General features: G+C 43.8%; 29 protein-coding genes. 17 read left to right on the top strand and 12 right to left on the bottom strand.

The window, feature by feature from the left end; translation table 11 throughout:
• Positions 1-5: 5 nt before the first annotated feature.
• The 8 genes from U5L75_03160 (at position 6) to U5L75_03125 (ending at position 7,853) form a co-directional block, all read left to right on the top strand.
• Positions 6-443 carry a PrgI family protein gene (locus U5L75_03160; GenBank protein MDZ7726553.1) on the top strand — a complete coding sequence of 146 codons (438 nt, stop codon included), beginning with the start codon at positions 6-8 and terminating at the stop codon, positions 441-443.
• 1 nt (position 444) lies between these two features.
• A complete protein-coding gene (locus U5L75_03155) occupies positions 445-1,089 on the top strand; it encodes a TraC family protein (protein ID MDZ7726552.1) in 645 nt (214 codons plus the stop codon).
• A gap of 23 nt (positions 1,090-1,112) precedes the next feature.
• Positions 1,113-2,315 carry a hypothetical protein gene (locus tag U5L75_03150; GenBank protein ID MDZ7726551.1) on the top strand — a complete coding sequence of 401 codons (1,203 nt, stop codon included), beginning with the start codon at positions 1,113-1,115 and terminating at the stop codon, positions 2,313-2,315.
• Positions 2,302-2,925, top strand: a complete 624-nt coding sequence (locus U5L75_03145) for an ATP-binding protein (protein ID MDZ7726550.1) — start codon at positions 2,302-2,304, stop codon at positions 2,923-2,925. The genes U5L75_03150 and U5L75_03145 overlap by 14 nt, the downstream gene beginning before the upstream one ends.
• Positions 2,926-2,936: 11 nt before the next feature.
• Positions 2,937-3,989, top strand: a complete 1,053-nt coding sequence (locus U5L75_03140) for a hypothetical protein (GenBank protein ID MDZ7726549.1) — start codon at positions 2,937-2,939, stop codon at positions 3,987-3,989.
• A 3-nt stretch (positions 3,990-3,992) separates the two neighbouring features.
• Complete coding sequence (locus U5L75_03135) at positions 3,993-4,478, top strand: hypothetical protein (GenBank protein ID MDZ7726548.1); 486 nt, start codon at positions 3,993-3,995, stop codon at positions 4,476-4,478.
• Positions 4,479-4,666: 188 nt separating this feature from the next.
• A complete protein-coding gene (locus U5L75_03130; GenBank protein MDZ7726547.1) occupies positions 4,667-5,989 on the top strand; it encodes a hypothetical protein in 1,323 nt (440 codons plus the stop codon).
• 16 nt (positions 5,990-6,005) lie between these two features.
• Entirely contained in the window at positions 6,006-7,853 is a 1,848-nt protein-coding gene (locus U5L75_03125; GenBank protein MDZ7726546.1) for a peptidoglycan DD-metalloendopeptidase family protein, read from the top strand.
• On the opposite strand, the gene U5L75_03120 is transcribed toward U5L75_03125, so the two are convergent.
• The 4 genes from U5L75_03120 to rpmH all read right to left on the bottom strand — a co-directional run bounded on the left by U5L75_03120 (position 7,854) and on the right by rpmH (position 9,691).
• Positions 7,854-8,315 carry a R3H domain-containing nucleic acid-binding protein gene (locus tag U5L75_03120; GenBank protein ID MDZ7726545.1) on the bottom strand — a complete coding sequence of 154 codons (462 nt, stop codon included), beginning with the start codon at positions 8,313-8,315 and terminating at the stop codon, positions 7,854-7,856.
• A gap of 5 nt (positions 8,316-8,320) precedes the next feature.
• Positions 8,321-9,103 (bottom strand): YidC/Oxa1 family membrane protein insertase, encoded by a 783-nt coding sequence (locus U5L75_03115; GenBank protein ID MDZ7726544.1) that lies wholly within the window; start codon positions 9,101-9,103, stop codon positions 8,321-8,323.
• Positions 9,104-9,149: 46 nt separating this feature from the next.
• Positions 9,150-9,473, bottom strand: coding sequence for a ribonuclease P protein component (locus tag U5L75_03110; GenBank protein ID MDZ7726543.1), 324 nt, complete (start codon positions 9,471-9,473; stop codon positions 9,150-9,152).
• Positions 9,474-9,556: 83 nt separating this feature from the next.
• Positions 9,557-9,691, bottom strand: a complete 135-nt coding sequence (rpmH, locus tag U5L75_03105; protein MDZ7726542.1) for a 50S ribosomal protein L34 — start codon at positions 9,689-9,691, stop codon at positions 9,557-9,559.
• Between the two features lie 231 nt (positions 9,692-9,922).
• On the opposite strand from rpmH, the gene dnaA reads away from it, so the two are divergent.
• From dnaA to U5L75_03090, 3 genes are all read left to right on the top strand, one after another.
• Positions 9,923-11,260: a chromosomal replication initiator protein DnaA gene (gene dnaA, locus U5L75_03100; GenBank protein MDZ7726541.1), complete on the top strand. Its 1,338-nt coding sequence runs from the start codon at positions 9,923-9,925 to the stop codon at positions 11,258-11,260.
• A 245-nt stretch (positions 11,261-11,505) separates the two neighbouring features.
• Positions 11,506-12,603, top strand: a complete 1,098-nt coding sequence (dnaN, locus tag U5L75_03095) for a DNA polymerase III subunit beta (GenBank protein MDZ7726540.1) — start codon at positions 11,506-11,508, stop codon at positions 12,601-12,603.
• 10 nt (positions 12,604-12,613) lie between these two features.
• Positions 12,614-12,871, top strand: a complete 258-nt coding sequence (locus U5L75_03090) for a hypothetical protein (GenBank protein ID MDZ7726539.1) — start codon at positions 12,614-12,616, stop codon at positions 12,869-12,871.
• Here U5L75_03090 and U5L75_03085 read toward each other — a convergent pair.
• Positions 12,868-14,145: a penicillin-binding transpeptidase domain-containing protein gene (locus U5L75_03085; protein ID MDZ7726538.1), complete on the bottom strand. Its 1,278-nt coding sequence runs from the start codon at positions 14,143-14,145 to the stop codon at positions 12,868-12,870. The two genes, U5L75_03090 and U5L75_03085, sit on opposite strands and share 4 nt — an antisense overlap.
• Positions 14,117-15,301 (bottom strand): transglycosylase domain-containing protein, encoded by a 1,185-nt coding sequence (locus tag U5L75_03080; protein MDZ7726537.1) that lies wholly within the window; start codon positions 15,299-15,301, stop codon positions 14,117-14,119. The genes U5L75_03085 and U5L75_03080 overlap by 29 nt, the downstream gene beginning before the upstream one ends.
• Before the next feature lie 136 nt (positions 15,302-15,437).
• Here U5L75_03080 and tyrS point away from each other — a divergent pair, with 136 nt between their 5' ends.
• The gene (gene tyrS, locus U5L75_03075) at positions 15,438-16,535 is read left to right on the top strand and encodes a tyrosine--tRNA ligase (GenBank protein MDZ7726536.1); all 1,098 of its coding nucleotides are present in this window, start codon (positions 15,438-15,440) and stop codon (positions 16,533-16,535) included.
• Between the two features lie 7 nt (positions 16,536-16,542).
• On the top strand, positions 16,543-16,872 hold the full coding sequence (locus U5L75_03070; protein ID MDZ7726535.1) for a hypothetical protein: 330 nt from the start codon (positions 16,543-16,545) through the stop codon (positions 16,870-16,872).
• Positions 16,873-16,928: 56 nt separating this feature from the next.
• Here U5L75_03070 and U5L75_03065 read toward each other — a convergent pair whose 3' ends face one another.
• The 4 genes from U5L75_03065 to U5L75_03050 all read right to left on the bottom strand — a co-directional run bounded on the left by U5L75_03065 (position 16,929) and on the right by U5L75_03050 (position 18,722).
• The gene (locus U5L75_03065) at positions 16,929-17,138 is read right to left on the bottom strand and encodes a hypothetical protein (protein MDZ7726534.1); all 210 of its coding nucleotides are present in this window, start codon (positions 17,136-17,138) and stop codon (positions 16,929-16,931) included.
• Positions 17,139-17,239: 101 nt separating this feature from the next.
• A complete protein-coding gene (locus tag U5L75_03060) occupies positions 17,240-17,737 on the bottom strand; it encodes a crossover junction endodeoxyribonuclease RuvC (GenBank protein ID MDZ7726533.1) in 498 nt (165 codons plus the stop codon).
• A gap of 39 nt (positions 17,738-17,776) precedes the next feature.
• The gene (locus U5L75_03055; protein ID MDZ7726532.1) at positions 17,777-18,307 is read right to left on the bottom strand and encodes a YebC/PmpR family DNA-binding transcriptional regulator; all 531 of its coding nucleotides are present in this window, start codon (positions 18,305-18,307) and stop codon (positions 17,777-17,779) included.
• 49 nt (positions 18,308-18,356) lie between these two features.
• Positions 18,357-18,722 (bottom strand): DUF805 domain-containing protein, encoded by a 366-nt coding sequence (locus U5L75_03050; GenBank protein MDZ7726531.1) that lies wholly within the window; start codon positions 18,720-18,722, stop codon positions 18,357-18,359.
• Positions 18,723-19,056: 334 nt separating this feature from the next.
• On the opposite strand from U5L75_03050, the gene U5L75_03045 reads away from it, so the two are divergent.
• The 3 genes from U5L75_03045 to U5L75_03035 all read left to right on the top strand — a co-directional run bounded on the left by U5L75_03045 (position 19,057) and on the right by U5L75_03035 (position 22,334).
• Positions 19,057-19,506 carry a thrombospondin type 3 repeat-containing protein gene (locus U5L75_03045; protein MDZ7726530.1) on the top strand — a complete coding sequence of 150 codons (450 nt, stop codon included), beginning with the start codon at positions 19,057-19,059 and terminating at the stop codon, positions 19,504-19,506.
• Positions 19,507-19,753: 247 nt separating this feature from the next.
• A complete protein-coding gene (locus U5L75_03040) occupies positions 19,754-21,694 on the top strand; it encodes a thrombospondin type 3 repeat-containing protein (protein MDZ7726529.1) in 1,941 nt (646 codons plus the stop codon).
• Positions 21,695-21,797: 103 nt separating this feature from the next.
• The gene (locus U5L75_03035) at positions 21,798-22,334 is read left to right on the top strand and encodes a hypothetical protein (GenBank protein MDZ7726528.1); all 537 of its coding nucleotides are present in this window, start codon (positions 21,798-21,800) and stop codon (positions 22,332-22,334) included.
• A gap of 47 nt (positions 22,335-22,381) precedes the next feature.
• Here the strand turns inward: U5L75_03035 and ruvB are convergent, their stop codons facing one another.
• Together ruvB and U5L75_03025 are read right to left on the bottom strand one after the other, a co-directional pair.
• Complete coding sequence (gene ruvB / locus U5L75_03030; GenBank protein ID MDZ7726527.1) at positions 22,382-23,392, bottom strand: Holliday junction branch migration DNA helicase RuvB; 1,011 nt, start codon at positions 23,390-23,392, stop codon at positions 22,382-22,384.
• Positions 23,393-23,697: 305 nt separating this feature from the next.
• A complete protein-coding gene (locus U5L75_03025; protein ID MDZ7726526.1) occupies positions 23,698-25,365 on the bottom strand; it encodes a GspE/PulE family protein in 1,668 nt (555 codons plus the stop codon).
• Positions 25,366-25,471: 106 nt separating this feature from the next.
• On the opposite strand from U5L75_03025, the gene tsaE reads away from it, so the two are divergent.
• Positions 25,472-25,927: a tRNA (adenosine(37)-N6)-threonylcarbamoyltransferase complex ATPase subunit type 1 TsaE gene (tsaE, locus tag U5L75_03020; protein ID MDZ7726525.1), complete on the top strand. Its 456-nt coding sequence runs from the start codon at positions 25,472-25,474 to the stop codon at positions 25,925-25,927.

Here is a 25,927-nt window from a genome sequence, read left to right as displayed (position 1 = left end):
ACTATATGCGATTTCAGGTCCCACAATTTATTGAGATCGAAGACAAGATATTCGGCCCGCTTTCCTTCAAGCAGTTTATTTATGTTATTGGGGGCGCAGGCATTTCCTACTTTATATATCAACTGCTTCCTTTATATCTCGCAATGTTCATTATAGCTCCTGTGATCGGACTTTCTCTGGCTCTCGCTTTCTACAAGTTCAACAAAAAACCCTTTGTCTATACCCTGGAAGCGGCCTTCCGGTATATAACAAAAAACAAGCTATATCTATGGAAAAAGCGCAAGGAAGACAGGAAAACTATGAAAAAAACACTTAAGGAACACGAAGAGGTGAATGACGCCTACCAACCTATCGCTGTTCCTCACCTCTCCGAGAGTAAGCTAAAAGATATTTCGTGGAACTTGGAGGTAGAAGAAAAAGTAAAAGCTAAAGACAACGAATAATATGGCAAACGCACAAGCAACACAAGAATTTGTACCCATAAAAGAAATTCGCAACGGAATGATCGTTTTAAACGACGGATCGCTTCGTGCTGTGGTTATGGCTTCTTCTATAAACTTCGCTCTTAAGGGATCTGACGAGCAAAGAGCGATCATTCTTCAGTTCCAGAATCTTTTGAACTCACTTGATTTCCCGATCCAGATCTATGTGCAATCCAGGCGTCTGGATATACGTCCATATCTTTCCTTGCTCAAAGAAAGAGAGGCGGTTCAAACCAACGAACTTCTAAAGGTGCAAACTCGTGAATATATGCAGTTCATTAAACAGTTCACGGATTCTACTAATATTATGTCAAAGAGCTTCTTTGTGGTTATTCCTTATCAAGGAGCTATCATTTCCACCAAAAAATCTAGCGGGGGCTTTCTTGGGTTCGGAGGAAAAAAGAAGAACGAAAAAGAAAAGGAGGAGCAAAAGGAAGAAAACTTAAATGAACTAATAGGCCAACTCGAACAACGCCTACTATTAGTAGAGCAGGGACTTATGCGGACCGGAGTGCGGACCGCGCGCCTGGGCTCGGAGGAATTGATAGAGCTTTATTACAAGCTATTTAACCCAACAGAATCAACCAACACCGCCGAAGGCGAGTAGGTGATATAATAAAGAAATATAATATGGCTCTTTTCGGAAAAGAAAACAATCAAGAAGAAAACAAGATGTCTGCGATCGAATCGCTCTTGCCGGGCGAGATGGCGTCGGGCAGCGCTCTCGAAGTAAAGGATGTGATCGCTCCTTCGGCCCTAAAGGTTACGCCTAAGGATATCCACTTGGGAGACAAGCTGGTGCGAACTTTCTTTGTCATCTCTTATCCGCGATACCTGTCTGAAGGCTGGTTCGCTCCGATCATAAATATGGACAAAATTGTCGATATTTCAATTGTTGTTCATCCAATTTCAACCGAGCGGGTATTAAGACAATTTCAAAAAAAGGTGGCTGAAGTTCAGTCTCAGATAAATTCCCGTATGCAAAAAGGGCTTGTGCGTAGTCCAATGCTCGATACAGCGCTCGCCGACCTTGAAAGTCTTCGTGACGATCTCCAGCAGGCGCAAGAAAAGCTATTCGATGTGGGGCTTTATGTATCCATTTTCGGAAAAGACCAAAACGAGCTGGATAAGCTCGAAAGTGAGATCCGGTCCATACTGGAAGCAAAGTTGGTTTATATCAAGCCGGCTATATTCCAGCAGGAACAGGGCCTGATGAGCGTATTCCCTTTCGGAACTGACAAGCTTAACGTTTATTCTAAGCTGAACACGTCTCCGCTCTCTAGTATTTTCCCTTTCATTTCTTTCGACTTAACATCAGACAAAGGCATCCTCCACGGCATAAATCGGCACAATTCCTCGCTGGTCTTGTTTGACCGTTTTTCACTCGAGAACTACAACTCGGTTTCTTTCGCGAAATCAGGCGCCGGCAAGTCTTTTGCTACCAAGCTAGAGATACTTCGTACTCTGATGTTCGATACCGAAGTTATAGTTATAGACCCGGAACGTGAATATGAGCAACTAGCTACGGCTATCGGCGGGCGATATTTTAATATTTCACTAAATTCCGAGCACCACATAAATCCTTTTGATTTACCCGATGTACGAGAAGACGAGGACCCCGCAGACGTGCTCAGGTCGAACACGATCCAATTGGTCGGCTTATTTCGAATTATGTTCGGCGGATTAACGCCGGAAGAAGATGCTATTATCGACCGTGCCATTACCGAAACATACGCTCTAAAAGACATAACGCCCGATTCCGACTTTTCTAACATTGATCCACCGCTTATGTCTGATTTTGAGATGGTTCTTGAGCGGAATGGAGGGCACTGAATCTCTCGTACAAAGACTCTCTAAGTACACCAAAGGTTCGTGGTCAGAATTTATCAACCAGCCTACAAACGTAGATATAGACCAAAGGTTGATCGTGTTCTCAATACGCGACATGGAAGACGAATTAAAGCCAATGGCGATGTACCTTATAACGCACTTCATCTGGAACGCTGTGCGTTTCGAGCTCAAGAAACGTCTTTTGGTAGTTGATGAGGCATGGTGGATGATGCGCTCCGAAGACACTGCTTCATTCCTATACAGTATGGTTAAGCGAGGTCGCAAGTACTATTTGGGCGTGGCTACTATAACCCAGGACGTGGACGACTTCTTGAACTCCGAATACGGTCTGCCAATTTTGACCAACTCTTCTATTCAATTACTCTTGAAGCAATCTCCCACCTCGATCGATCACGTGCAAGAAGTCTTTAACCTGACCGACGAAGAAAAGTATCTTTTGCTGGAGAGTGATGTGGGAGAGGGAATATTCTTTGCCGGACTCAAGCATGTTGCCATCAAAATAATCGCCTCGTATACAGAAGAGCAAATAATTACCTCAGACCCCGCGCAGATTCTCGCCATCAAAGAAGCAAAAAACAAACTTGATCAATAAACGGGAGGTTTATGAAATACATCGCAAACAATAAAATACAAACGATCATAGCAACCTTTGTTTGCGTTCTCTTTGTATCTGTGCCGACCGATTCGTTTGCCCAAAGCGGCCTGGAGGGGTTATCACCGGAATTTCCAAGCACGGAGGAAATACAAGATACTATTGAACAGCCTCTACGAATACAAGCAATAACTAGTAGCCCGCAACCGGGCGAGACCGTACAGATATCGTTGAATCATTACGGCCGAAGTTATTTGGACAGCTCTAACATCACCTGGATAGTCAATGGTGAGGAATATGAAAGCGGGGTCGGTATGAAACAGATATCCATTGAAGCAGGAGGTCTGGGAAGCGTCTATACTGTAAAAGTCGTAGTTAACAGAGGCTCTGAGATAGAAGAAACCCAAACCATAACTTTCTCTGTCGCTAACATAGATCTTTTGTGGGAAGTAGTTGATTCATATACTCATCCGTTTTATAAAGGCAAGGCACTGCCAACCATGGATTCCGCAGTTAGGATGGTGGCAATACCACAAGTAAGCAACCAAAGTGGAATGTTGCCGGCAGAAAACCTAATTTACAACTGGAGCAAAGACGGGGGTCGAAGAGCTTCAGATTCCGGCTACGGTAAAAACTCTATTTTGGTACTGGCACGATTTACGAGAAAAACTCATTCCGCGGAGGTAGAAGTGGAGGACCCACAGTCGGGCTCAAGATGGTCTACGTCCGATTCGTTCAGACTAACTGAGCCGGAGGTTCTTTTCTATCGAAAAACTCCCCTTGGCGGTATTCAGTACGAAAGGGAAATCTCAGAGAGTATTGATCTAGCACAAGGAAGCAGTTCTACGGTTGTTGCCGAGCCACACTATTTTAGCAATCAAGACTCCCTTGAATACACCTGGCGGCTTAACGGCAGGAGCGTCAGAGAGACAACCACTTCAGGCAATACTGAACTACCGCTTGTTTCCGAACAAAGCGGAACTTCAGAGATAGATCTACACGTAACCAACAATGACAATATTTTTCAAACCGGCGACGGCTCTGTTGAAATAATTACTCCTTAATGTATGAAAAAATTACTCGCGACCTTGTTCTTGGCGTTCGTTGTACTTTTTTCTCCAATGCCAGCATTGGCACAAGGAGATGATGGATATGTGCTCCTCGCCCCTCTCCCCGGTCTTGATGTGGATGACATAGAGAGTAGTGACAATCCTTTGGGTGAATATCTGAAGATCGTGTACAGACTTGGGGTTTCTTTGGCTATTCTGTTTGCCGTGGTGGCGTTGATATTTGGTGGTGTACAGTATATGACGAGTGACTCTGTTACTACCAAGGGATCTGCCAAGGATACTATCACCGCGGCTTTGGTTGGTTTGCTTTTGGCTGTGGCTAGTTATGTGCTTTTGTTTCTCATTGGGGGAGCGGGGACTGTTACTATTAGTTCTGACTTTGGGAGTTTGCCGTGGATTGAGCCGCCGCCTCAATCTGAAGACAGCGACGACTCCGTAAGAGTTGACGACGAAGATCCGCCGGAAGGTGGCGGCGGAAGATAGATGTTATATGTCTGAAGTACAGTACACCTCGAAAGCTAAAGAATAAGGCGTATAACTTCTCCGAATATTTCAGAAGTAGAGACACTGGATTCAGCTTCATTTTTGGTTGCTGTAACAGGGGCACAGATTGGCTAACGTATCCACTTGTACTTAACATTTTTATATTCTATATCTGATATAATCATCATATGGACCAAGGAGAAAATCGACAAAATATCCTTATTATTAGCGGAGTGATCGCTTTGATCATAGCTACGATTGCCGCTATATACTTCGTTTTCTTTTATGACGGAGGCGGCGAAGAAAACGGCGAGCCACCGACCTTCGGAGAGACAAGCGAAACGAGAGAAGGAACAAATCCCGAAAGGGAAAGTGACCGCGAAAGCGGCTCCGGGGTGTTTGACCCCGAATCTCGCTTGCGACTAGTGCACGAGGAGCCGACAGCTGGGGCAACTACTGTATTGAAAGGATCTGAGCCACCCACAAGCGATGAGACAGAGACAGACACAACAAAAGACGAATTTGTACGCCTACTGGAGCGCGAATCGTCTCACGTGTTTGACGTTGATCTTGAGTCTCTCGAGAAGGAAAGACTATCTAGTACGACAATACCGAGAATACACGAAGCAATTTGGACCTCCGGAGGCGATCGTGTAATTTTGCGCTATCTCGATGAAGACAATCAGACCATCAAAACCTATACGGCTGCGCTCGTGGAAAAAGAGAGTGAGCTAGAAGCCGGAGAAACACCTTTTGAGCTCAGTGGAGAATTTTTGCAGGACGACATACCACAATTGGTTTCCTCACCGAAAGGTAGTGAAATATTTTGGCTTGACAGCGCCCCTACGAAAACGACGGGAATTGTCTCCGCTCCTGATGGTACAAACCAGAGCGCCGTATTCTCATCATCATTCTCAGAGTGGTTACCGCAGTGGTTCTCTTCGGGTACAGTCAATATGACAACAAAAGCCAGTGGACGTACCGATGGTTATTCATACGACCTTCCTATCTCCACCGGCCAGCTGGAAAGAAATATTGGCGACGAGGAAGGACTGACCACCCTCACTAATCCCGACGGGAGCTACATTCTCTATTCGGTCAGCGGAAGGAGCAACCTAAGTGTTCATATATACAACACTGCAACCGGAAATTCCCGCGATCTTTTCATAGAAACACTGCCAGAAAAGTGCGTGTGGGCTGATACCGAGACGGCTTACTGCGGAGTGCCGGAAGATATTGGATCGGGAATGTATCCGGACGTTTGGTACAAGGGGCAGACTTCTTTTTCGGACTCTATATTTGAGATAGACGCGAGTGAGGGCAACGCGCAAGAGATCTATTCTCCAAGTGAGACGGACAGTGAAAACATTGATATTTATAAACCATTCATATCTGAGAGCGAAGAATATTTGATATTTAACAATAAAGCAGATATGAGTTTGTGGGCGTTTTCTTTGGACCAGACAGAGGAATTAATAATCCCCGGAGTAGATGAAGTTGATGGACTATAAGAGGCAAAGCATAAACATGAGATACGTACGTTCTACCGTTGCTTATATTTTTATTTTCGCTTTCCTTGTTATTCCGGCGTTCGCTCTAGTTTCTTCTCCTACACCGGCGCTGGCGCAGGAAGACGAGGGATACAGCCTCCTCGCCCCTCTTCCCGGTCTTGAGCCAGGTGATGTAGAAAATAGTGAGAATCCTTTGGGTGAATATCTGAAGATCGTGTACAGACTTGGTGTTTCTTTGGCTATTTTGTTTGCCGTGGTGGCGTTGATATTTGGTGGTGTACAGTATATGACGAGTGACTCTGTTACTACCAAGGGATCTGCCAAGGATACTATCACCGCGGCTTTGGTTGGTTTGCTTTTGGCTGTGGCTAGTTATGTGCTTCTTTTCCTTATTGGGGGAGCGGGGACTGTTACCGTTAGTTCTGACTTTGGTAATTTGCCGTGGATTGATCCGCCGCCAGGAGAAGGACAGCCCCCTCCGGACTTTGATACATTTTGTACTGGCGATATCACCAATACCGAAACAAATATTCCCGTTGATAACGTAAGCGATCTTCCGTTGTGTCCGGGGAGTCACCCCGATTCAGTGCGTAATTGGGATGGCGTTAATTTTACACAGGATGAATATATTGACTTTTATCGTGGTCCGGGGGACGCTTCCGTATGTCAAATTGTCGGCGGCGAAGTACAGGTCGGTACAACGGACGAAATACCATTTCGACTTACTGTTGATATGAGCGAATGTGAAGCCGCTGCTGACGAGCTGTTTGAGCCTGGTACGCCCGAGCAATGTTTCCAGGATGAGCTTCGAAGGCCATCAACCACCGAACAAAGACAAATGTTCTGTGGTAACGCGGACATAACCGAAGATATATCTGGAGATAGTTTTGACAATGACGCACATTACAGCGTTGAATTTGCCGCTGATAGTTTGAATGACCAAAGCCAATCTCCAGGGGGCTGCTATCTTCTTTCTGAAGATGAAGATGTGGACGAAGTGGAAGCGGTTATCTCAGAAGAGTGCTCTGATGTGGGCGGAAGACTTGTTTTCGATTATAGTAACGTCTCATCCGAATTTGGAAGTTACTATTGTGTAACAGAAACAGACGAAGCAACCTGTGAAGAAGAGGCTACGAGTCCATTTCCTGTGATCGAAGAATTGGACTTAAGTGATGCGGAGTGGGATGAGGCTTTTTGTGACGCAAACCCGGAAACACTTGATTCAATTCCTGCATTTGAAGGCGCAGGGGAAGAAGCGCGCAAAGAACTCGAGGAGCTTTTTGAGCAATTCGCAAACGAGATGGGCACCAGGGCTTACCAAACAAGCGGATACTATAACGACGAAGAATATATAGAGAGTCAAGGTAAGTACCACGCCGGAATAGATATCAGAACAAATAGGGATGATGTTAGTACAATTTCAAGTCCAGTTAGCGGCGAAGTACAAATTATGAGAAATATGGATACTGGGTGTTACGCGGAGGGGAGCGGGAGAACGGCAAATGATAAAGTAGCAATTGTGGATGAAAATGGCAGAGCGTGGATCCTGACTCACATAGAACTTGGTGACGTCTCCACGGGTGATCCAATTGAAGCCGGAGATGCGATAGGCTTTAAGTCAGATAATCCGGGATACAATTCGGGTGGTGGAACATGCGATACATTTAAACCACATCTACACCTCGAGACATTTGAGAACGATAAGTGCATCTTCGGGGAAAATGATAGCGACAACTGGTCCACTAAAAACGGCTGCCCAAACTCCGGCTTTCTTGATGTTTCACCGGAAAACCTCGACCTTATTAAAGATAAAACTATGTGTCCTTTGCAAGCTTACTGGGAGACAATTACCGGGGAGAGTTAATTAGTCCGCCGGCTCTATAACCACATAGCGTTTTCTGCCTTGGCCTTCGGATCGAGTTTTTATACCTTCTATGGTTTTGGCTACCGCGTGAACGATCATTCTTTCGTAAGCGCTCATACTGGAGAGGGGCAGTTCTTTTTTGAAAAGCTTTACGCGCTCGGCAATGATCTTTGTCTGATTGCGCAGACCTTCTAAAAGCTCTTTTTGATAATCATTTACATCTATAATAAAAGAGAGGTCTTCGGAACCCTCGTGGTTTTCTTTAATATGTTTTAAAAGCGTATTGAGCGCCTGTAAATTATCCCCGCGAGGACCTATCAAAAGCGGCGAGTCATCTTTAGAGATAATATTAAAGCGATTTATACCAATACTATCATCCACCTCGTCTATTCTCTCAAATGAAACAAGCATCCTCGTCAGGATCTCTTCGAGAAGTGTTGAAACTGGAATATCTTTTTTCATAAAGTTTAGGACTCTTCACGAAGTCGCCTTTTTACGAAGAGTTCTTGAGCGATAGAGACAACACCGCTTACTATGAAGTAAATGGCGATAACTCCGGAAAGAGAGTAGGCGATAAAACCTATAATAATAGGAAAAACAAATCGCATTTGTAGATTCATACTTTTAGCAAGTTCGTCCTTGAAAGAGGGTTCTTTTGGCTTTTCTTCTTTTTCCTCTGACTGGCCCTCTTTTGTATCGTCAGTATTTTTCTCTGCTTCGTTCTTTTTGGTTGAAAGCAAGAAGTGCGATTGTAGGAATTGAGTGCCCGCGGCTATCAGAGCAAGGACTACGCTTTTCTCGGAGAGGTCAAATGTTCCCAAAAAGTGCATGTTTACGGTATCAGGTGTGGGCACGAACGAATAAAGAACTTCCGGGTCTATTTCGGGCAATCCGCCACGAGTAAAGACAAAATAAAGAGCAATTATTATCGGCATCTGTACCAAAAGAAGAAATATGCCGGAGAAAGGGTTTACCTTGGCTTCGCTGTATACTCCCATCATTGCCTTGGCTTGTTCTTCACGATTGTCTTTATACTTCTCCTGAATTTCCTTTATTTTCGGCTCAAGGGTTTTTAGTTTGATCTGAGCTCGAGTGGCTTTTATGGAAAGGGGAAGTATTATGAATTTTACGGCCAGAGTGAGAATGATCACCGCTATCCCTACGTCAGCCGCGGGGACAACTTCAATTAAAAGAACTAAGGCGTTATAAAACGGCTGGTACAGCACCGCGTGAAAAAAATCTCCTAACATATTGACCCATTCTACCAGAAGAAAGGGCTATATCAAGAATTTAGGGCTATATTTTGCGACAAAGGTCTATAACTTCGTTTTGTATTTCTGTTTTGTCTTTTTTTACTGCTTGCTTTTTAACTGAAACCAGAATATGAACCAGGGAGTTGTTCAAGTTTTCACAGTGTTGAAATCCGTCATATACTATTCGGCGAAGTTTGTTGCGATCAACGGCTTTTTTCGCAACCTTTCTTGAAACAGCCACAGCCGCTTTGAATTCGCGGGAGGTGACAAACCGCGCGAACAGGGAAGGTGTGTGTATAACCTGCGAACTTCCTTCTATAAGAGCATCGCACTCTTTTCGTGTTAATCGTTTTGCTTTGGGTATCATAAAAACAATTATAGTTGAGTATATTCAAAAAACCCACCTTTTAGAAATTGGCGGGTCTCTCGAATTACAAATTTAAAGCGCTACTACACCGACAATTTCTTGCGGCCTTTTTGCCTGCGACGAAGAATAGAGCGCCTTCCTCCTGAAGTTCGCATACGCTCTAAAAAGCCGTGTGATCGCTTTCTTTTTCGTTTCTTAGGTTGATAAGTTATTGACATAGATTTTGCTTTACGAAAGGAATGTTAGCTCACTTTGCTAAAACAGTCAATCGTTTTGGCTCGTGCTGGTGCTATTTTCCCATTTTTCAACGAGATATCCACAGGTTTTCCACAAAATTATCACCGAATAGAAAAATAAGGGCTTCCAGTGGGCTTATCAGGGCCACATTTTCTTATCTTATCCACAAGTTGTATACTATGAGTATTAGCCGTTAACGCCTTTTGCCTGCTATGAACATTAAAGAGCTCTGGGATAGCGTGCTCGTGGAGATAGAACTATCTGTTTCGAGCGCAACGTTTAACACTTGGTTTAAAGATACCCACATACAAAAACACGAAGATGGAATAATCTACATTTCTGTACCGAATCAATTTGTCCGCGACTGGCTCTTTAACAAATATCACAAAACAATACTTAAAGCGGTACGAGACAGAGCTGGAGAAGTTCGCAACGTAGAGTATGTAATAGGCAAGCCGGCAAGAACACAGAAGCAGAAAACATTTCGCGAACAGCCAAGGGGAGGGGAGTTGCCGTTTGAGGATGTTTATATAAACAAAGAGGACAATCTGAATCCTCGGTACGACTTTGATTCCTTTGTGGTTGGTCCTTTCAATGAACTGGCGTACGCCGCGGCTCAGGCGGTTATTAAAAAACCCGGCACCACATACAACCCACTCTTTATATACGGAAACACGGGGCACGGCAAAACTCACTTGATACAAGCGATCGGTAACAAGATGAAGGAGCTCTATTCGGGAAAGAAATGTTACTACCTGACCAGTGAAAAGTTTGCTGTTGATTTTCTAAACTCTATCCAGGTCAATCGTGTAAACGCATTCAAGGAAAAGTACAGAGACTACGATGTCTTGATAATGGACGACATACAATTCCTATCAAACAAAGACAAAACTCAAGAAGAATTGTTCCACCTTTTCAACGCCCTTTATGACGCAAATAAGCAAATAGTATTCTCCAGCGATAAACATCCGAACTACATACAAAACCTTGAAGAGCGTCTAAAGTCGCGCTTTGGCGCGGGAATGATCGTAGACATTCCTCCTCCAGATCATGATTCTCGAGTAGCGATAATCACAGCCAAAGCAAAGCATTCTAATTTTTCGCTTTCTCGAGAATCTGTAGAACACCTTGCCTCTGCCGTAGAGGGAAATGTTAGAGATCTCGAAGGTATACTCAATACCGTCATTATGCAGGCGGAAATGAAGGGTAGAGACTTGGATATTTCCGAATTGCAATCCATAACCAAGACCTCGGTTAAACCGAGAAAACAGATCGCTATCAAAGATGTTATAAAAACGATTTCGGAATTCTATAACATTGATGAAAAGGTTATCTTTGAGAAAACACGGAAAAAGGAGGTTGTGCGACCGAGGCAAATGATAATGTTCATATTAAGAGAGGATTTTAAAATTTCTTTTCCGTTGATTGGACAAAAGTTGGGAGGTCGAGACCATACAACCGTTATTCATTCCTGTGACAGAGTGCGAGAGGAGTTAAAGAATAACTCCGAGATATACAATGAACTGTCACAGATACGCGCTATGCTTTAGGTTTGTGCATATCTATGTTTATAACTTTGTATAACTATGTGGAAATATGACCAAAATATGTTGAAAGAAAGTTGTTAGTAATTGGGGATAGGACAAAGTTCCACTATAGATATACACAATACACATTTATATTCACAGTTAGATCAACAGTTACAGAAACAAAAATAAACCTAAACAAAGCAACAATAGAGTTCGTATCCACATTTTCACAGACCTAATACCAACAATAAGATAAAGATAAAAATATGAAGATAGAATGTGTACAAACCAAACTAGCCGACGCATTAAGAAAAACAGAAAGGATAGCAGGAAAGCATGCATCTCTTCCAATTCTGTCTTCTGTTTTACTTGAAGCTAAGGATGGGATTCTATTAGTAAAAAGTACTAATCTAGAATTAGGAATTGAAATTTCCCTTCCGGTTAAAGTAGAAAAGGAAGGAGTCGTGGCTATTTCAGCTCAATCTCTCGCCTCTTATGTTTCTTCTCTTCGTGGAAAAAGTATTACCCTGGAAAGCGAAGACAAGACCCTTCTGGTTGCCTCAGAGAAACAACACGCGACTTTTAATACCTTTGATCACTCAGAGTTTCCAACTATACCTAGAATAAAAGGAACTTCTGTTCATTTCAGTGCTGAAAAACTACGCGCGGGAATAAAGTCAGTTGTGTACAGCGCCTCCGTTTCTTCTGTTAAACCTGAATTGTCCAGTGTGTATATATCAGGTACCGATGACAATAACTTAGTTTTCGTTGCGACAGATTCTTTTCGTTTAGCGGAGAAGAAATTATCCGAAAAAGAAGCTCACTCTGTAGAGCCGGTGCTTGTCCCGCAAAAAAATGTTTTAGAAATAGAGAGGATCCTTGAGGGAGTTGACGGTGAAGTTGAAATGATCTTCGGAGATAATCAGATAGCTATTGTAGATAATTCCTTTTATATAACATCACGAATAGTTGATGGAGTATTTCCCGACTACGCAAAAATTATTCCGGAAGGGTATTCGACTAAAGTTACAGTTCTAAAACAAGACTTAATTGACGCCTTTAAGGTTTCAACTATTTTTTCCGGAAAAACCAATCAAGTGACGTTTGACATAGATCCCGAGAAAAACTTGATGATCCTCGAAACCAGATCAAGCGAAGTTGGGGAGAATAAAGCAGAGTTGGATGTTACCGCTGAAGGAGAGCCGCTGTCAGTTAATTTTAACTATAGATACATCACAGATAGTTTTCAGGCGATTCCGGAAGAATCGGTTGAATTGCTTTTTAATGGAGTATCACGGCCGCTTGTGGTTCGTGGAGTTGGTTCGAAAGACTTTACCTATATTGTAATGCCTATGAATAAATAACTCTCTTTAGATGAAGGATATATCATCGTTTCTGGCACGCTATAAACGTCTCACACCGCCGAATATGGCAATACGTGACTCTGTGGTCAGTCTTTTGGAAAGTAGACTGTCCTACGAGATCTCAAGAGAGCAAGTCAAGGTAAGAGGAAGAATTGTATATATTAATTGTCCTTCTATTGTTAAGAGCGAGATTTTATTCAATAAAAAAGAGCTCATTGAAGAGCTTCTTAAAAATATCTCACCTCACGTAATAGACGATATTCGCTAGTCTTCTATTTCTACTTCAAAACTTCTCATTATTTGTTGATCGTCGTGGTCGTACACGGTGATTTCTAGGGAGTAAACGCCCTCGTCAAGATAATAAGTTTCAAAGGTGAATCTGAAAGCCTCTGTAGAATCCACATTACTCTCCTCTCCAAAAACAGCTTCTGCTTTTTCTATATCAACAGATCTTGAATCTACGACAAATTCCATTTCGTCTCCTATATCATAAGTGCTGTTAAGTCCCTCAACCTCGAAGTTGGCTTCTACGTCTTCATTACTATTATTTTCATCTTCCTCCTCTTCGTTTTCATCTTCCTCAATTTCTATTTCCTCATCTTCGGTATCGATAATCTGTCCTCTACTCCACACGCTCACCGGATATTCCCAGTAGCTGTATTGAGAGATCGAGTTAGGGTTAGAAGGTACCGGACCGCGAGGATTAGAAGGGTTTGTCCAATGGAGAATGGAATGTACTCCGCGATCGATGATCCTTCCGCCGCTTATAATTCCTCCGGTATAAGATCCGGTCAATATAGGTTTATTGATATCTGAATAATCCTTATTTGGTTCTCTGAAAGTCTCACCCGGGTACTTTTCAGTTACAATATCAAGAATTTCTCGCCACAAAGGAGAAATGACATAAGTGGAAACTCTTCTCACGATAGGATCGTTGTTGTTGTTACCACCCCAAATACCGAGTGACATATCTGTGTTGTATCCTATAGTCCAGACATCTCGATAATTATTGGTCGTACCGGTTTTTACCGCTATATTAGGATTCGGGATATCGAGAGCCGTACCAGGTCCGAAGGTTCCTACACGCAAGCCTCTGTCAGAAAGTATATCTGTTATTTGTAAAGCGTTCTGTTCGGGCAATACTCGTTTGCTGTCTTTTTCAAACTCTTCTATTTTTTCTCCACTTCTATCTTCTATCTCTAAAATTCCGGTTGGTTCATAGTAGATGCCTCCGTTGGCGAAAACTCCGTAAGCGTTTGTCATTTCAAGAAGTTTAACCTCGCCGGATCCTAAAACGAGCGAGAGATCCGCGTCGTCGTTATTTAGAGTAGAGATCCCCATATCGTTGGCGGTTTTGATGGTATTACGTGCTCCGGCTAAATATAGTGTTTTTACTGCCGGAATGTTTTGTGAGGCGGCTAGAGCTTGGCGCATAGTTACCGGTCCGGGGTAGCTAAAGTTATAGTTTTCGGGGGAAAAACAAGGAGATTCTTTTCTTGTTGTTTCGTGCGGCTCACAGTTCGTTGAAAACTGTGTGCGCAGGTTGAAATATTACTGATTCAGGCGTATATCCGTTTTTAAAGGCAGTAGCATAGGCAAACGGCTTAAAAGTAGAGCCGGGCTGGCGAGAGCGGGTGGCGACATTTACGGCGCCGTCTATGTTTTCGTCGTCATATTTACGCGAGCCAACCATTACTATTATTTCTCCGCTATTTGGATCTGTAACCACAACAGAAGCGTTTTCCATATCAAACTGTTCTTGGTGGTCTATTATGTATTCATATACTCTTTCCTGAATTTTCTCCTGTAGTTCATAATCTAGTGTTGTGATTATGTCTAGTCCGCCTTCGCGTATTAATTCTTTACCATATTCGGTTTCTAGTTTTTCTAGGATATAAAAAACAAAATGCGGAGCTTTTATACCAGTTCCGGCAATTCCGTTAAAGTCCACGTCTTCCTCTTTTGCTTCCTCGTATTCTTCTCTAGAAATGTAGTTACCTTTCAACATCTTTGACAACACAGCGTTTTTCCGAGCTTCTAGTTTCTCGGGGTTATTTAGAAAATAAGTGGGTGCTTGCGGAAGCGAGGCCAAATAAGCTGATTCAGCTATACCAAGATCCTTAGCTGGTTTATCAAAGAACGCTTGGGCCGCTTCTTCTGCGCCATAGATCGTTCCGCCGTAGGGTATCTCATTCAAATAGAGTGTTAGTATTTCGTCCTTAGAGTATTCATTCTCTAGCTTTATAGCCAGTATCCACTCCTTGACTTTACGGGACAAGGTCTTCTCGTTTGTTAAAAGAGAGTTCTTGATAACTTGCTGGGTTATTGTAGATCCACCCTGAGCGTACTCGCCTGCTTTTATATTAGCGAAAGTAGCGCGAAAAATAGCGGAAAAATCAATCCCAATGTGATTATAGAAATCTTGATCTTCAATGGCTAAGGTTGCCCCGCGGATGTTGTCTGACATCTCATCAGAGTCTATTACCGTGCGGCGGATATTCGCGTGTGCGTCATAAAGAAGCACTTCGCCTGTGCGATCGTATATCTTTGTAGACTCTTCCACCTTTCTGGTTTCAAAGGCGGAAATGTCAGGGATGGAAAGAGTAGACGCCCAGAGAAGACCTCCGGATATAACCAACATTACAAAGGCAAAAATGCCAATAAGAATATTCCTTTTTTTGAACCTTTTTTTACTCATGAGAAATTAAAGACGATACTTTCTATACAGATTACTAAATAATACCACGAACACAACGCTACTCGATAGAAATACATCTATTTATACCGCTCAAATTTGTTTTGAATTGCGATTTTTGTGCTATAGTGTCGGATATATGGCGACTGAAGAAAATACAGAAATAGAACGAAAACTTGCCGCTATCGAGACCGTTCTCTCAAGGGGCGTGGAAACGTTCATAGATCCGGACGGATCGTTCAAGCAAAAACTTACAGATAAAGTTAAAGGAGAATACGATAAAGACATAGTTGTAAAGCTAGGAGTTGATCCGACTCGACCGGATATTCACCTGGGGCACGCCGTCGGTCTCCGTAAGTTGCGCAAATTTCAAGAGCTCGGCTGCAAGGTAGTTTTCATAGTTGGAGACTTTACCGCTCAAATAGGCGACCCAACAGGAAAAAACAAGGTTCGTCCGGAAGTACAACAAAAGGAAGTGGAGAGCAATATGAAAACCTTTCTGGAGCAGATCGGTAAAATTCTGATTTTGGACAAAACAACTTTTTCCTGGATTCGGAACTCAGATTGGTTTCTTTCTCCGGAAGACCTAGCTGCTGCACCAAAATCTCGGGTAAAATTGAACACGACAATAGAAGGCAAAAAGGCAACGGCAAACATACCGGCAAACTCCTTTGTCGGGAAAGCGCTCTATTTTGAATCGAGTCGTATGCAGAAGACGCATCTAAAGAAAGAGCAAATCTACGCAATTACACTCAGAAGCTTTCTTTGGACGCTAAAACACACCACCCACGCTCAGCTCATAGAGCGGGATATGTTCAAAAATCGTTTAGAAGACGGAGAAGAACTCTATATGCACGAGATGATGTATCCTATTTTACAGGGAATTGATTCGTATATGCTCGCCAAGATATACGGCTCCTGTGACTTGGAAATAGGGGGCACAGATCAGACCTTTAATATGTTGCAAGGGCGCAATGTAATGCGAGCGAACAAGACAGACCCACAAGCGGTGCTTTCTTTTGACCTTATAGAAGGCACTGACGGCTCAGAGAAAATGAGCAAAAGCAGTGACAACTACATCAGTATCACCGATGCTCCTAACGATATGTACGGCAAGGTTATGTCCATCAAAGACCATTCAATTGGTAACTATTTCCGACTGGCCGCTCTTACTCCGCTTAGAGATGTAGAAAAGATCGAAAAAGACATAGAGGAAGGACTCACTGCATCCGCGTGATGCCAAGATGCGTCTAGCGAGAGAGATAGTCTCAATTTATCACGGAGAAGAAGCGGCAGAAAAAGCCGAACAAGCGTTTGTAAATACTTTCCAGCAGCACGAAATGCCCGAGGAGATGGACAAAGTGTTCGGTTCAAAAGGAGAGCCTCTCTCCGATATTTTGGTTCGCGGAAATGTAGTAGCTTCAAAATCTGAATTCAGGAGACTAATAGAAAGTGGCTCTATAAGAGAACTGCCGTCAGAAGAAAAAATAACCGATCCTTTTTATTCCGTGGAAGAAGACCTTAAGCTTAGGGTCGGGAAAAGAAAATTTGTTGAAGCGGTTGTTTCTAGGTAAGGAGATAAATAAATACATCGTACGCAAAACAAAAATTCGCCCCAAAGGGCGAATTTTTAAAAATCGTCTCTGTCGTCATATTCCCACGGATCACCGGCTTCCTCTTCGAACGCATCTTCCTCGTCTTCCTCGGACTCCATCTCAAGATCATCTTCGTTGAAATTCATTCTATCAAAGGCGTTTTCTTCTGCTTTCTCGTTATTCATAATTTCGTCGTCTTCGTTTTCAAATGAGAAAAAGGGAAGGTTTGTAGAAAATGAATTCATATAGCGCGTAATTTTTATGTCTAATTTTCAGTAATTGTGGCAAGTTTTGCATTAGTTGTAACAGAAGAAAAATTTTTTGCAAGAGATTTTTTCAGCCCTATTTAAAGGTCTCGAGTTTTCTTTATAGCGAGGTGGGTTAGCCCCACCGCTATAGCGTCATACTCGTCATCAAGCATTTTTTTATCTGATCCATTCTTTGGGTTTTCTATGATAAGCGGGATCATTTTCATCATTTCTGTTTTTGTAGATCGACCGTTGCCGGTTATGGCTGTTTTGATCTGCAGAGGAGTATATTCAAAAACCGGCATTTTGTTTTCCATAGCTACAAACTCTAAAGCCCCGATCACTTTGGATACATCCATTGCTGTCTTTTGATTATTTTGAAAGAAAAGCTTTTCTATAGCTAATTCATCCGGAGAAAATTTGTTTATCGTTTCTTTGAAAGTAGAGACAATAGAAAAAAGTCGCTCCTCAAAAGACGACTCTCGGTCACTGTGAACACACTCAGAGAAAAGTATAGCTTCTTTGCTTGATCCGGTTTTTTCTAGCACCGCGACCCCCAGACGATCGTACCCGGGATCAATTGAGATAACTTTCATGCTGAGAGTATAGCACGGGCAAAGTTCTATTCTCGGGACTTATGATCTGTTTGTAAACACCTCTTCTATCTCCTCGCTTTCGTTTAGCGAATCAATTATTTCTTCCAGTTTCTCTTCGTCTTCCTCGGATAGATCTATTGTCGTATTGGGCATATATTCACCCTCTTCTTTGGCGAAGGCCCAACTGGCAGCGCCCGGCTCTGCTAGGCTGAGGCCGTTTTTGGAGAGCAAGTGCTTTATTTCAGCCGCGGTACGGTTTCTGTTGTCTGTAAGCGCGGTAATTATGATCGCTACGCCGCCCGGGCCATAAGCTTCATATACCACCTCTTCCATAGCAGCCGTATTTGGATCGGTTGCTTTTTTTATGGCTCTGTCTATATTTTCGTTCGGCATATTGTCTTTTTTAGCGCTGTCGATAACAGCCTTTAGTCCCGGGGAGTTTACGTCTCCGCCGGCTTTTTTTGCTTCCACGTCTATCATCTTTGCGTACTTTGAAAATATTTTTGATTTCTGCGCGTCACTGCTCGCTTTTTTGTGTTTTATTTTTGACCATTTGTTATGTCCTGACATAGCGGGGGTACTATATCATGTCTATAAAAAATTAAGAATGTTTTTCGTTCTAGTTGTTTTGATGCCTGGAAGAGATCGAAATACCAGACGACGGCCGGGGGCCATTTTCGTTTGCTCCTTTTGTTCCCGGAAGAAGTGCAAGAACCAACAACACTAGAGGCGCAATAGGGGGAAAGATCAAAAGTATACTCCAGCCGGGGCTTTGGTTTGCGTCATATAAACGTAATACACAAAGGCGTATAGTAAAGTAAATCAACAAAAGAAGCGGAAGAAGTACAATCATGTCACCACTTCCGTAATTATAAGTACCTGAAGCACTTTGCGTATATAAGAACCCGAGCAGGCCGACAGCAAGTATGCCGACGAAAAACGTAATCCTATTGATGCGACCCTTCCCTAAAAAAAGCGTTTTCATAAAATCATTCTTAATGAGTAACGCCTCCATGGTATCACGGGGCATAGCGAGGTGCCACTCGAGTACCCACATGTCTTAGGTAATGACTTTTGGTGCTTTACCAGAGAATACACGGCTTAAAATATTTACTTTAAGCGAGAACAGTGCCCAGTGTTATTGTAGTAGTTGCCCCAAGAGCGTATTTTTTTCTTTAAATCGACTGTGGATCAAAACAAATGCTTTTTTAAGTTTCTTTTTACTTTCTCGATAAGAACACTCCAAATGTACCAAAACCATTACGAAGTATTGACAGAAAAAGTTTTTCAGTGTAAAAACAGGATAGATTGATCTCATCGTGAGATCAATAGTGTCTAGGGGCCGAATGCGGCTCAGATCCAAGGAGGATCGAATGTTCGATGTACGCTTCAAAACCGTTCCGTTCTTCTTTCTCGTCCTTTTTGCACTGGCTGTGTTGTCGGCTTGTTCTTCTGAGGTGGATAACCATAGCGTGCCCGAGGCCGTTGACAACTGCCAAGAGGCATCTAATCTGTCGCAGGAAGAAGACGGCGTTGTCAGCGATGCTTGTGTAAACGGTGCTGACAACGGCAGTGTGATCGATGCCGACAACGACGGTGTACCCAATGCCATCGACAACTGTCCAGAAGTTAAAAATCCCAAGCAACTCGACGAGGACGGTGATGGTGTTGGCAACGTGTGCGCCATCGATACCGACAACGATGGTATATCCAACGGTACTGACAACCATCCAGAAGTGTCTAATCCGGCACAAGAAGAGACTTTTTGAGGCGAGTCCTTCTTAAATTCTAACTCCCCCTACTTTGCGATAGCGCAAAGTAGGGGATTTGTATTTTCGAGATACGGGTGGGGCTGTGGAAAACTTTTTCCCACGATACTATATTTATGTCATACAATTAAAAGTGACGAATAGAAAGGACTCTCTACATCGTTTATGGGGTTTATTGCGCAAACCCTAATACACCAGATAAATATACAGTCAAAAATAATTGTAATTTATATATAGCACTAGTTTTATGACTTATAAATGGAACAGACAAGCAAAGTATTTAAAATATGCATTGCTTGTCTCGGGAATTATTTCCCTGATTTTCTTACTGCAGACAGCTGTATCTTCTGTGACAGTCTTGGCTCAGAGTACCGATACGGATAACGACGGTGTGGCTGATGATATCGATAACTGTCCCACGGTTAAGAACCCGAGTCAGATTGATTCTGACGGTGACGGCGTAGGCGATAAGTGTGAGCCTGATTCTGACAACGACGGCATTCTCGACGATATGGACAACTGTCCTACGGTTAAGAATGTGAGTCAGGAGGACGCCGATGGCGACGGCGTAGGCGATGCGTGTGACAGTGACCCTGATCCAGAACCGGAACCGGAACCAGAACCTGAGCCAGAACCTGATCCACCTTCCATTCTGTATATACGTAGTATCATAGATAGCTTCGGCGCTCCGGGGGCAGAAATAACGCGGTGGTCTCGGTCTGTTACCTATGAACCCATTTATTGTACCTACAATGGGTGGTTTACCTATCAATGTGGCTACGATTCGACAGTAAACTGGTCCAAGTCTGGAACATACATAACGACTCGTCGAATAAGGAATTCAAGTTCTTCTGTTCGAAGATATCTAGAAGCAAGTGATACACATAACAATGGAGCCAGTTTCTATGGTTGGAGTGGATGCAGGAACGAATTTACCATCGATAATGGCGCCCAGATATGTGAGGCATATGCGCGCCAAACCACCCAATACGTTACTGCCCAATATGAATCAGTGCCCGACCCCACTCTCAACGCTAACCTGTCCGCTGATCGCTCTTCAGGAACCACGGACGATACATTTACATTCACGGCTAGCGCTACGGGAACCGATACTGGAACCAACGTTTACAGTAGTCCTAGCTGTGGTTCGGATGGAATCAGAGGCAGATGGTCCGGTGAGAACGATAATACTTTCAGTTGTTCATACAGTTCGGCTGACGACAAAACAGCCAGTATAGAAGTAAGCCGCGATACACTTACAAGAACTCCTACGGCCACAGTAAACGTTAGTGTGGCTAAAAGAACTCTTAGTGTTGATAAATACACACCGCGCGGAACAGTTACAAGTACACCCCCCAGAATTAACTGCGGAGTATTCTGTGGAAGTGAGTCTGCCTTGTTTGATAAAGACTCTAGTGTGGACCTCTTTGTAACTCCAGACACCTCCAGAAGCCATCTATTTGATCATTGGTCCGGATCTTGTTCTGGTGGTTCGTGTAACGTGTTGATGTCCTCAGATAAAAGCATCCAAGCCAACTTTCTAGGCCCATACTCCCTAAATGTATCCGGGCCAGCATACGTAGGAGAGGAAACGACATACTACTTCTTACCCGACATGGGTACTCGAGAAAATCCTGACTGCGACCAAACCGGCGTATCTGCGATTACTTCTGGGGTGAGTAGTAACGCCTTCAAGTGTGTATATACCTCCGGTGGCCCTGTCACTGCCTCTGTCGACGTTACACGATACGGAGACAGAATCTCACTCTCTCGCAGTCGAACGGTTGAATACCGACCACCGGAGATCAACTCTTTTACCGCTGATCCGGAATGGGTACGACGCTACTCACCGGAACGCGGAGACAACACCGACGGAGTCTCTGATCTTAGCTGGAGCACTGAAGACGCTACCAGTTGTAGAATGGAAGCAAGTAGTGGCCTAGCCGGCTTCCCTCAAAACGTTCCTACCGAACACAGCTCCTTTGAAGTAACCGAGATCACCGAAACCACTGAATTTACTCTTACCTGTACCGGAGGGGACAGTAGTGAAGAGGCCTCCGCCACTGCTCACTGGCCAACGTGTCGCCGGGGTTCGAGGAATTCAAGTAAAGTACCGCACAAGCACCGATCCACAAAACCCCTACCTCGATCGGGGTTTTGTTACAAAGCAGTCAACCTGGCAGGTTGACTGCTTTGTAACACTCAACCGCGCCGAACTCATTGTTATTGACAAAAGTCGATACTTATGATTTGATGAGATTAATCCAGTACCTTGAAAGGAAGGTTGTGTGATGAAGAAAAAGCTCTTCTTGCTCTTGGCTTCTCTCGCCGTTCTCGTGATCTCGGCTTGCGAAGTTTCTGTTTCGGTTGACGGCGGTTTCTCTGGTTTTGTGCTTAGAGAGGCGTCGTACGTTACCGACTACTCCTATCGCGGCGAGTCTATCGTGTGCGACGATCGTACCACCAGGTTTGAGTACGATATTGCGTACTTTGGCAGTATCGACAGGGTTGAAGTTTACTTACTCGGAGAAGATTCCGGTAGGCGCAAAAGCATTAGTTCTTTCTCGCCAAGCACAAGAGAGAACGAGGAAGGACGGATCTCCGGCTCATTTTCTCTGCGCTCAGAGATCGCTCCTTTGAGAGGTGCTCTGTCTCAAGAAGTAAGCGGAGAAGCGTCTGAGAGCAGATCAAACTTGCAGTCCATTGTTGTTCTTCCCAAAGATCCGGAGATCATAGGATACACAAGACTGTACCTTGAGCTTGATACGGAGTCCGGACGAGAGATCCTCAATAGCAGAGCCATCGAAGTGTTCAATTTCTGTGGCTAACACAACAAACGTCAGCCAAGGACGACCCGACCAGGTCGTCCTTTTTATTATAATAATTTACTTTGAATATCGTCCGGGACGTCAAATCCCATATGCTCATAGGCGCGAGCGGTTACCGTGCGTCCGCGTGGAGTACGCTCGATAAGCCCGATCTGCAGAAGATAGGGCTCATGAACTTCCTCGATCGTAGATTGCTCTTCTGAATTAGACGCCGCGATGGTATTTAATCCGACCGGCCCTCCTCCGAATTTTTCAATGATAGTAGCAAGTACCGCGCGATCGGCGCTTGTAAGTCCCAGCTCGTCTATTTCAAGTAAAGCAAGTGATTTCTCTACAGTGTCTTTGGACAAAGCGGTCTTTGATATCTGCGCTAAGTCCCTCGCTCGCTTGAGAAGATAGTTGGCTGTGCGAGGCGTAAAGCGGGCGCGCTTGGCTATTTCAACCAAACCTTCTTCTTCGGCTTTGATCTCCAAAATTCGCGCGGAGCGCTCAAGTATTTCTTTTATTTCCTCTTCAGTATAAAATTCCAAGCGAAAGACACCGCCGGAGAATCGTGAACGCAAGGGAGCTGATATGCTAGCTATCTTTGTTGTTGCGGCGATAAGGGTGAAGGGAGGTAAATCTAGCTGTATGGTGCGCGCGCTCGGTCCCTTTCCTATTATTATATCAAGGGATCCTGATTCCATAGCGGGGTAGAGGACCTCCTCGACTGATTTGGACAAGCGATGAACCTCATCAATGAACAAAATATCCCCCGAACTGAGGTTGGTCAAAATCGAAGCAAGGTCACCCACCTTTTCAATCGCCGGCCCGGAAGTTATTTTCATCTGGGCGTTCATCTCACGAGCTATCAAATGCGCTAAAGTGGTCTTTCCGAGACCGGGAGGACCATAGAAAAGTACGTGCTCAGAAGGGTGCTCGCGCTCGCGAGCCGCTCGAAGCAGTATCGAAAGATTGTCTTTGATGGACGATTGACCAACATACTCATCCCAAGTATCGGGACGAAGTTTGTAATCAAGGTGTTTATTGGGGCTATTTTGTTCTTCAGTACTTGACATAGTTTTAATTCTATGCTACATTTGCCGCATATTGAGCAGATACGAGGTTCAATAGAAATGTAGTCATTTCTTTATGCTTTTTTGTCTCTGCTTGGTTTTTGACAAACTCAGAACAGAGGTCTCTAGGCAATTGCATCTTTGCGGTTGTAATGGCGTAGCATTGGAGGGCCAACTGGTTTCGCAACTTGTTTTGCGCTTTACTGGTTCGTTACTTACAAGCTGCGCTTAGCGTTTGGTCTATGGCCAAACGTGTTGCCTAGAGACCTTTGCTCTGATTTTTTCCACCGCTTGGCGGTGGTTTTTTGTTAAAGATCGATCACGCGCTTAACTTCCGCGAAGGAAGTAGTGCCGCTGACAATTTTCAAAATCGCGTCCTGCTTCATATTAAGTATTCCTTGCTTCTCGGAAACTGTCAAAACATCGCGTTCACTAGGGCTCTCTACTTTGTGAAAGAGTTCTTCTAATTCTTTTGTAAGCAAAATTACATCAAAGATACCGGTCCTTCCCACATATCCTCGATCGTTACATTGCTCACATCCGACGGGGCTATATACTTTGTACTCTTTGGGACGTTCCACGTTTTCCGGCAGATCGGCAAGTATCTTCTCCACGTATTCTTTTTCTTCAGCGCTCATTTCGCTCTCTTCTCGACAATGAGGACAGAGGGTGCGAACTAGGCGCTGTGCCATAGATACATTTACCGCCGAGCCTATAGTTCTCTGGTTGGCCTCTAAGTCGATCAGACGCGGAAAGGTTCCGGCGGCGGTGTTCGTGTGCAGAGTGCTGAAAACCAAGTGTCCGGTCTGCGCGGCCTGAATTGCGATCTTTGCGGTTTCGCTATCTCGTATTTCGCCGACAAGTATTATGTCGGGGTCTTGACGCATAAGTGAGCGCAAACCGGAGGCAAAAGACAGGCCTTTCTTTGAGGTCTGAGTTTGAACAATGCCGTCAAGGTGGTACTCTATCGGATTTTCTATGGTTATGATCTTGACTTCCGGTTGGTTTACAATTTTTAGGAATGTGTAGAGAGTTGTTGTTTTACCGGAGCCGGTCGGTCCCGTATTCAGAACCATGCCGTTCGGTCTGGAAATTTCGCGCTTCATTACGTCAACGATGGTCGGATGCATCCCCAACTTTTCGAGCGAAGATTGAATAGTCCCGGGGTCCAAGACTCGCAAAACTACGGATTCGTCATTTTCTCCCGGAACCATCGAAACACGAACTTCTATTTCTTTGTCTTTGAGGGAAATAGTAAACCGTCCGTCTTGGGCTGATTTTTTTATATTGAGTTTTACTCCCGAGAGAAGTTTTAAGCGAGAGAGGAGTTGCTTGTGCGTTTTGTTGTCTATATCCAAAACGTCAGAGAGGATTCCATCTAGGCGAAACCGTAATCTGGAAACATCTTCTTCTGGTTCTAAGTGTATGTCCGAGGCATCGGTTGCTAGAGCGGAGGCAATGATCGCTTCGATAACCATAGTCACGTAATACTGCGAATCAGAGTCCAGGGCTTCTTTGACTGCCGCCCTCGCGTCCTCGAGAGTTTCAACCTTTTCCAGATAATTCTCGATGTTTTTTTCAGATATTTCCAACACTCCCGCGCGCGTCTTCGTTGAAGAAGAAATTTCTTTATAAATTTCAAAGGCGTGTTCCAAGCTGGGTTTTGAGACAATAAAGACTTCAACTTCGTAACCCTTCTTTTTGAGTTTCTCTATGACCGTTTCTGTTTCTGGTTTATTTGGATCAGTAACCGCAACACCTAGATGTTTGCCGGACTTGGCAAACGCTACCGCCTTGGCTTCAAGCGCTTTTTCTTCTTCTATGAGACGTACGGCTTCGGCGTCCACCGGTTGTTTAAGCAAGTTGGCGTATTTGAGCCCGTATTTTTCAGAAAGAATTTTGGCTAGATCTTCTTCCTCTTTGGATCGGAGTATTTTAAGATTTTCCTCTTGTTTTTCTTCATCAAAACGGACCATAAGTAATTTGATAGTATCACGAAATTCGCTGTGTTCAACTAGACGTGTTTTTATTTAAGTCTTATTATTATCTTATATTTTACTCCGAGCTTGCTACTATTCCATTATGATCATCCGTTCAACAGAAGAAATGGGAAAAGCAGCAAAACACGTGCTTGACTGTCTTTCCTATGAACGACCCAAAGAAGAAGCGACAATACTTTTGCTTTCAGGTGGGCTGGGAGCGGGGAAAACGACTTTTGCGCAAGCTTTAGCGCGAACTTTGGGAGTAAAGGATCGTGTAGTTAGTCCTACGTTTGTTATACAAAAGGAATACTCGACAGAGCACGAGTACTTTCACAACCTTGTTCACATAGATGCCTATCGGCTAGGTTCTCTATCTGACCTAGAGCTGCTCGGTTGGCACGAAATATTGAAAAACCCTAATACCATTGTGGTTCTTGAGTGGCCGGAGAGAGTGGCGCCCATTGTCGCAAAAGAATCGATCTTTCTGCAATTCCTACAGATCGGCGGAGAGAACGAAAGAGAGATCCTTTTTGAACACAAAGAAAAGCTCTGTTGA

The sequence above is a fragment of the Candidatus Campbellbacteria bacterium genome, assembly GCA_034521025.1.
Classification (GTDB): Bacteria; Patescibacteriota; Minisyncoccia; order Phycocordibacterales; family JAXHMZ01; genus JAXHMZ01.
The sequence above is the reverse complement of the archived record's forward strand: the minus strand, read 5'-3'. Positions and strand labels throughout refer to the sequence as shown.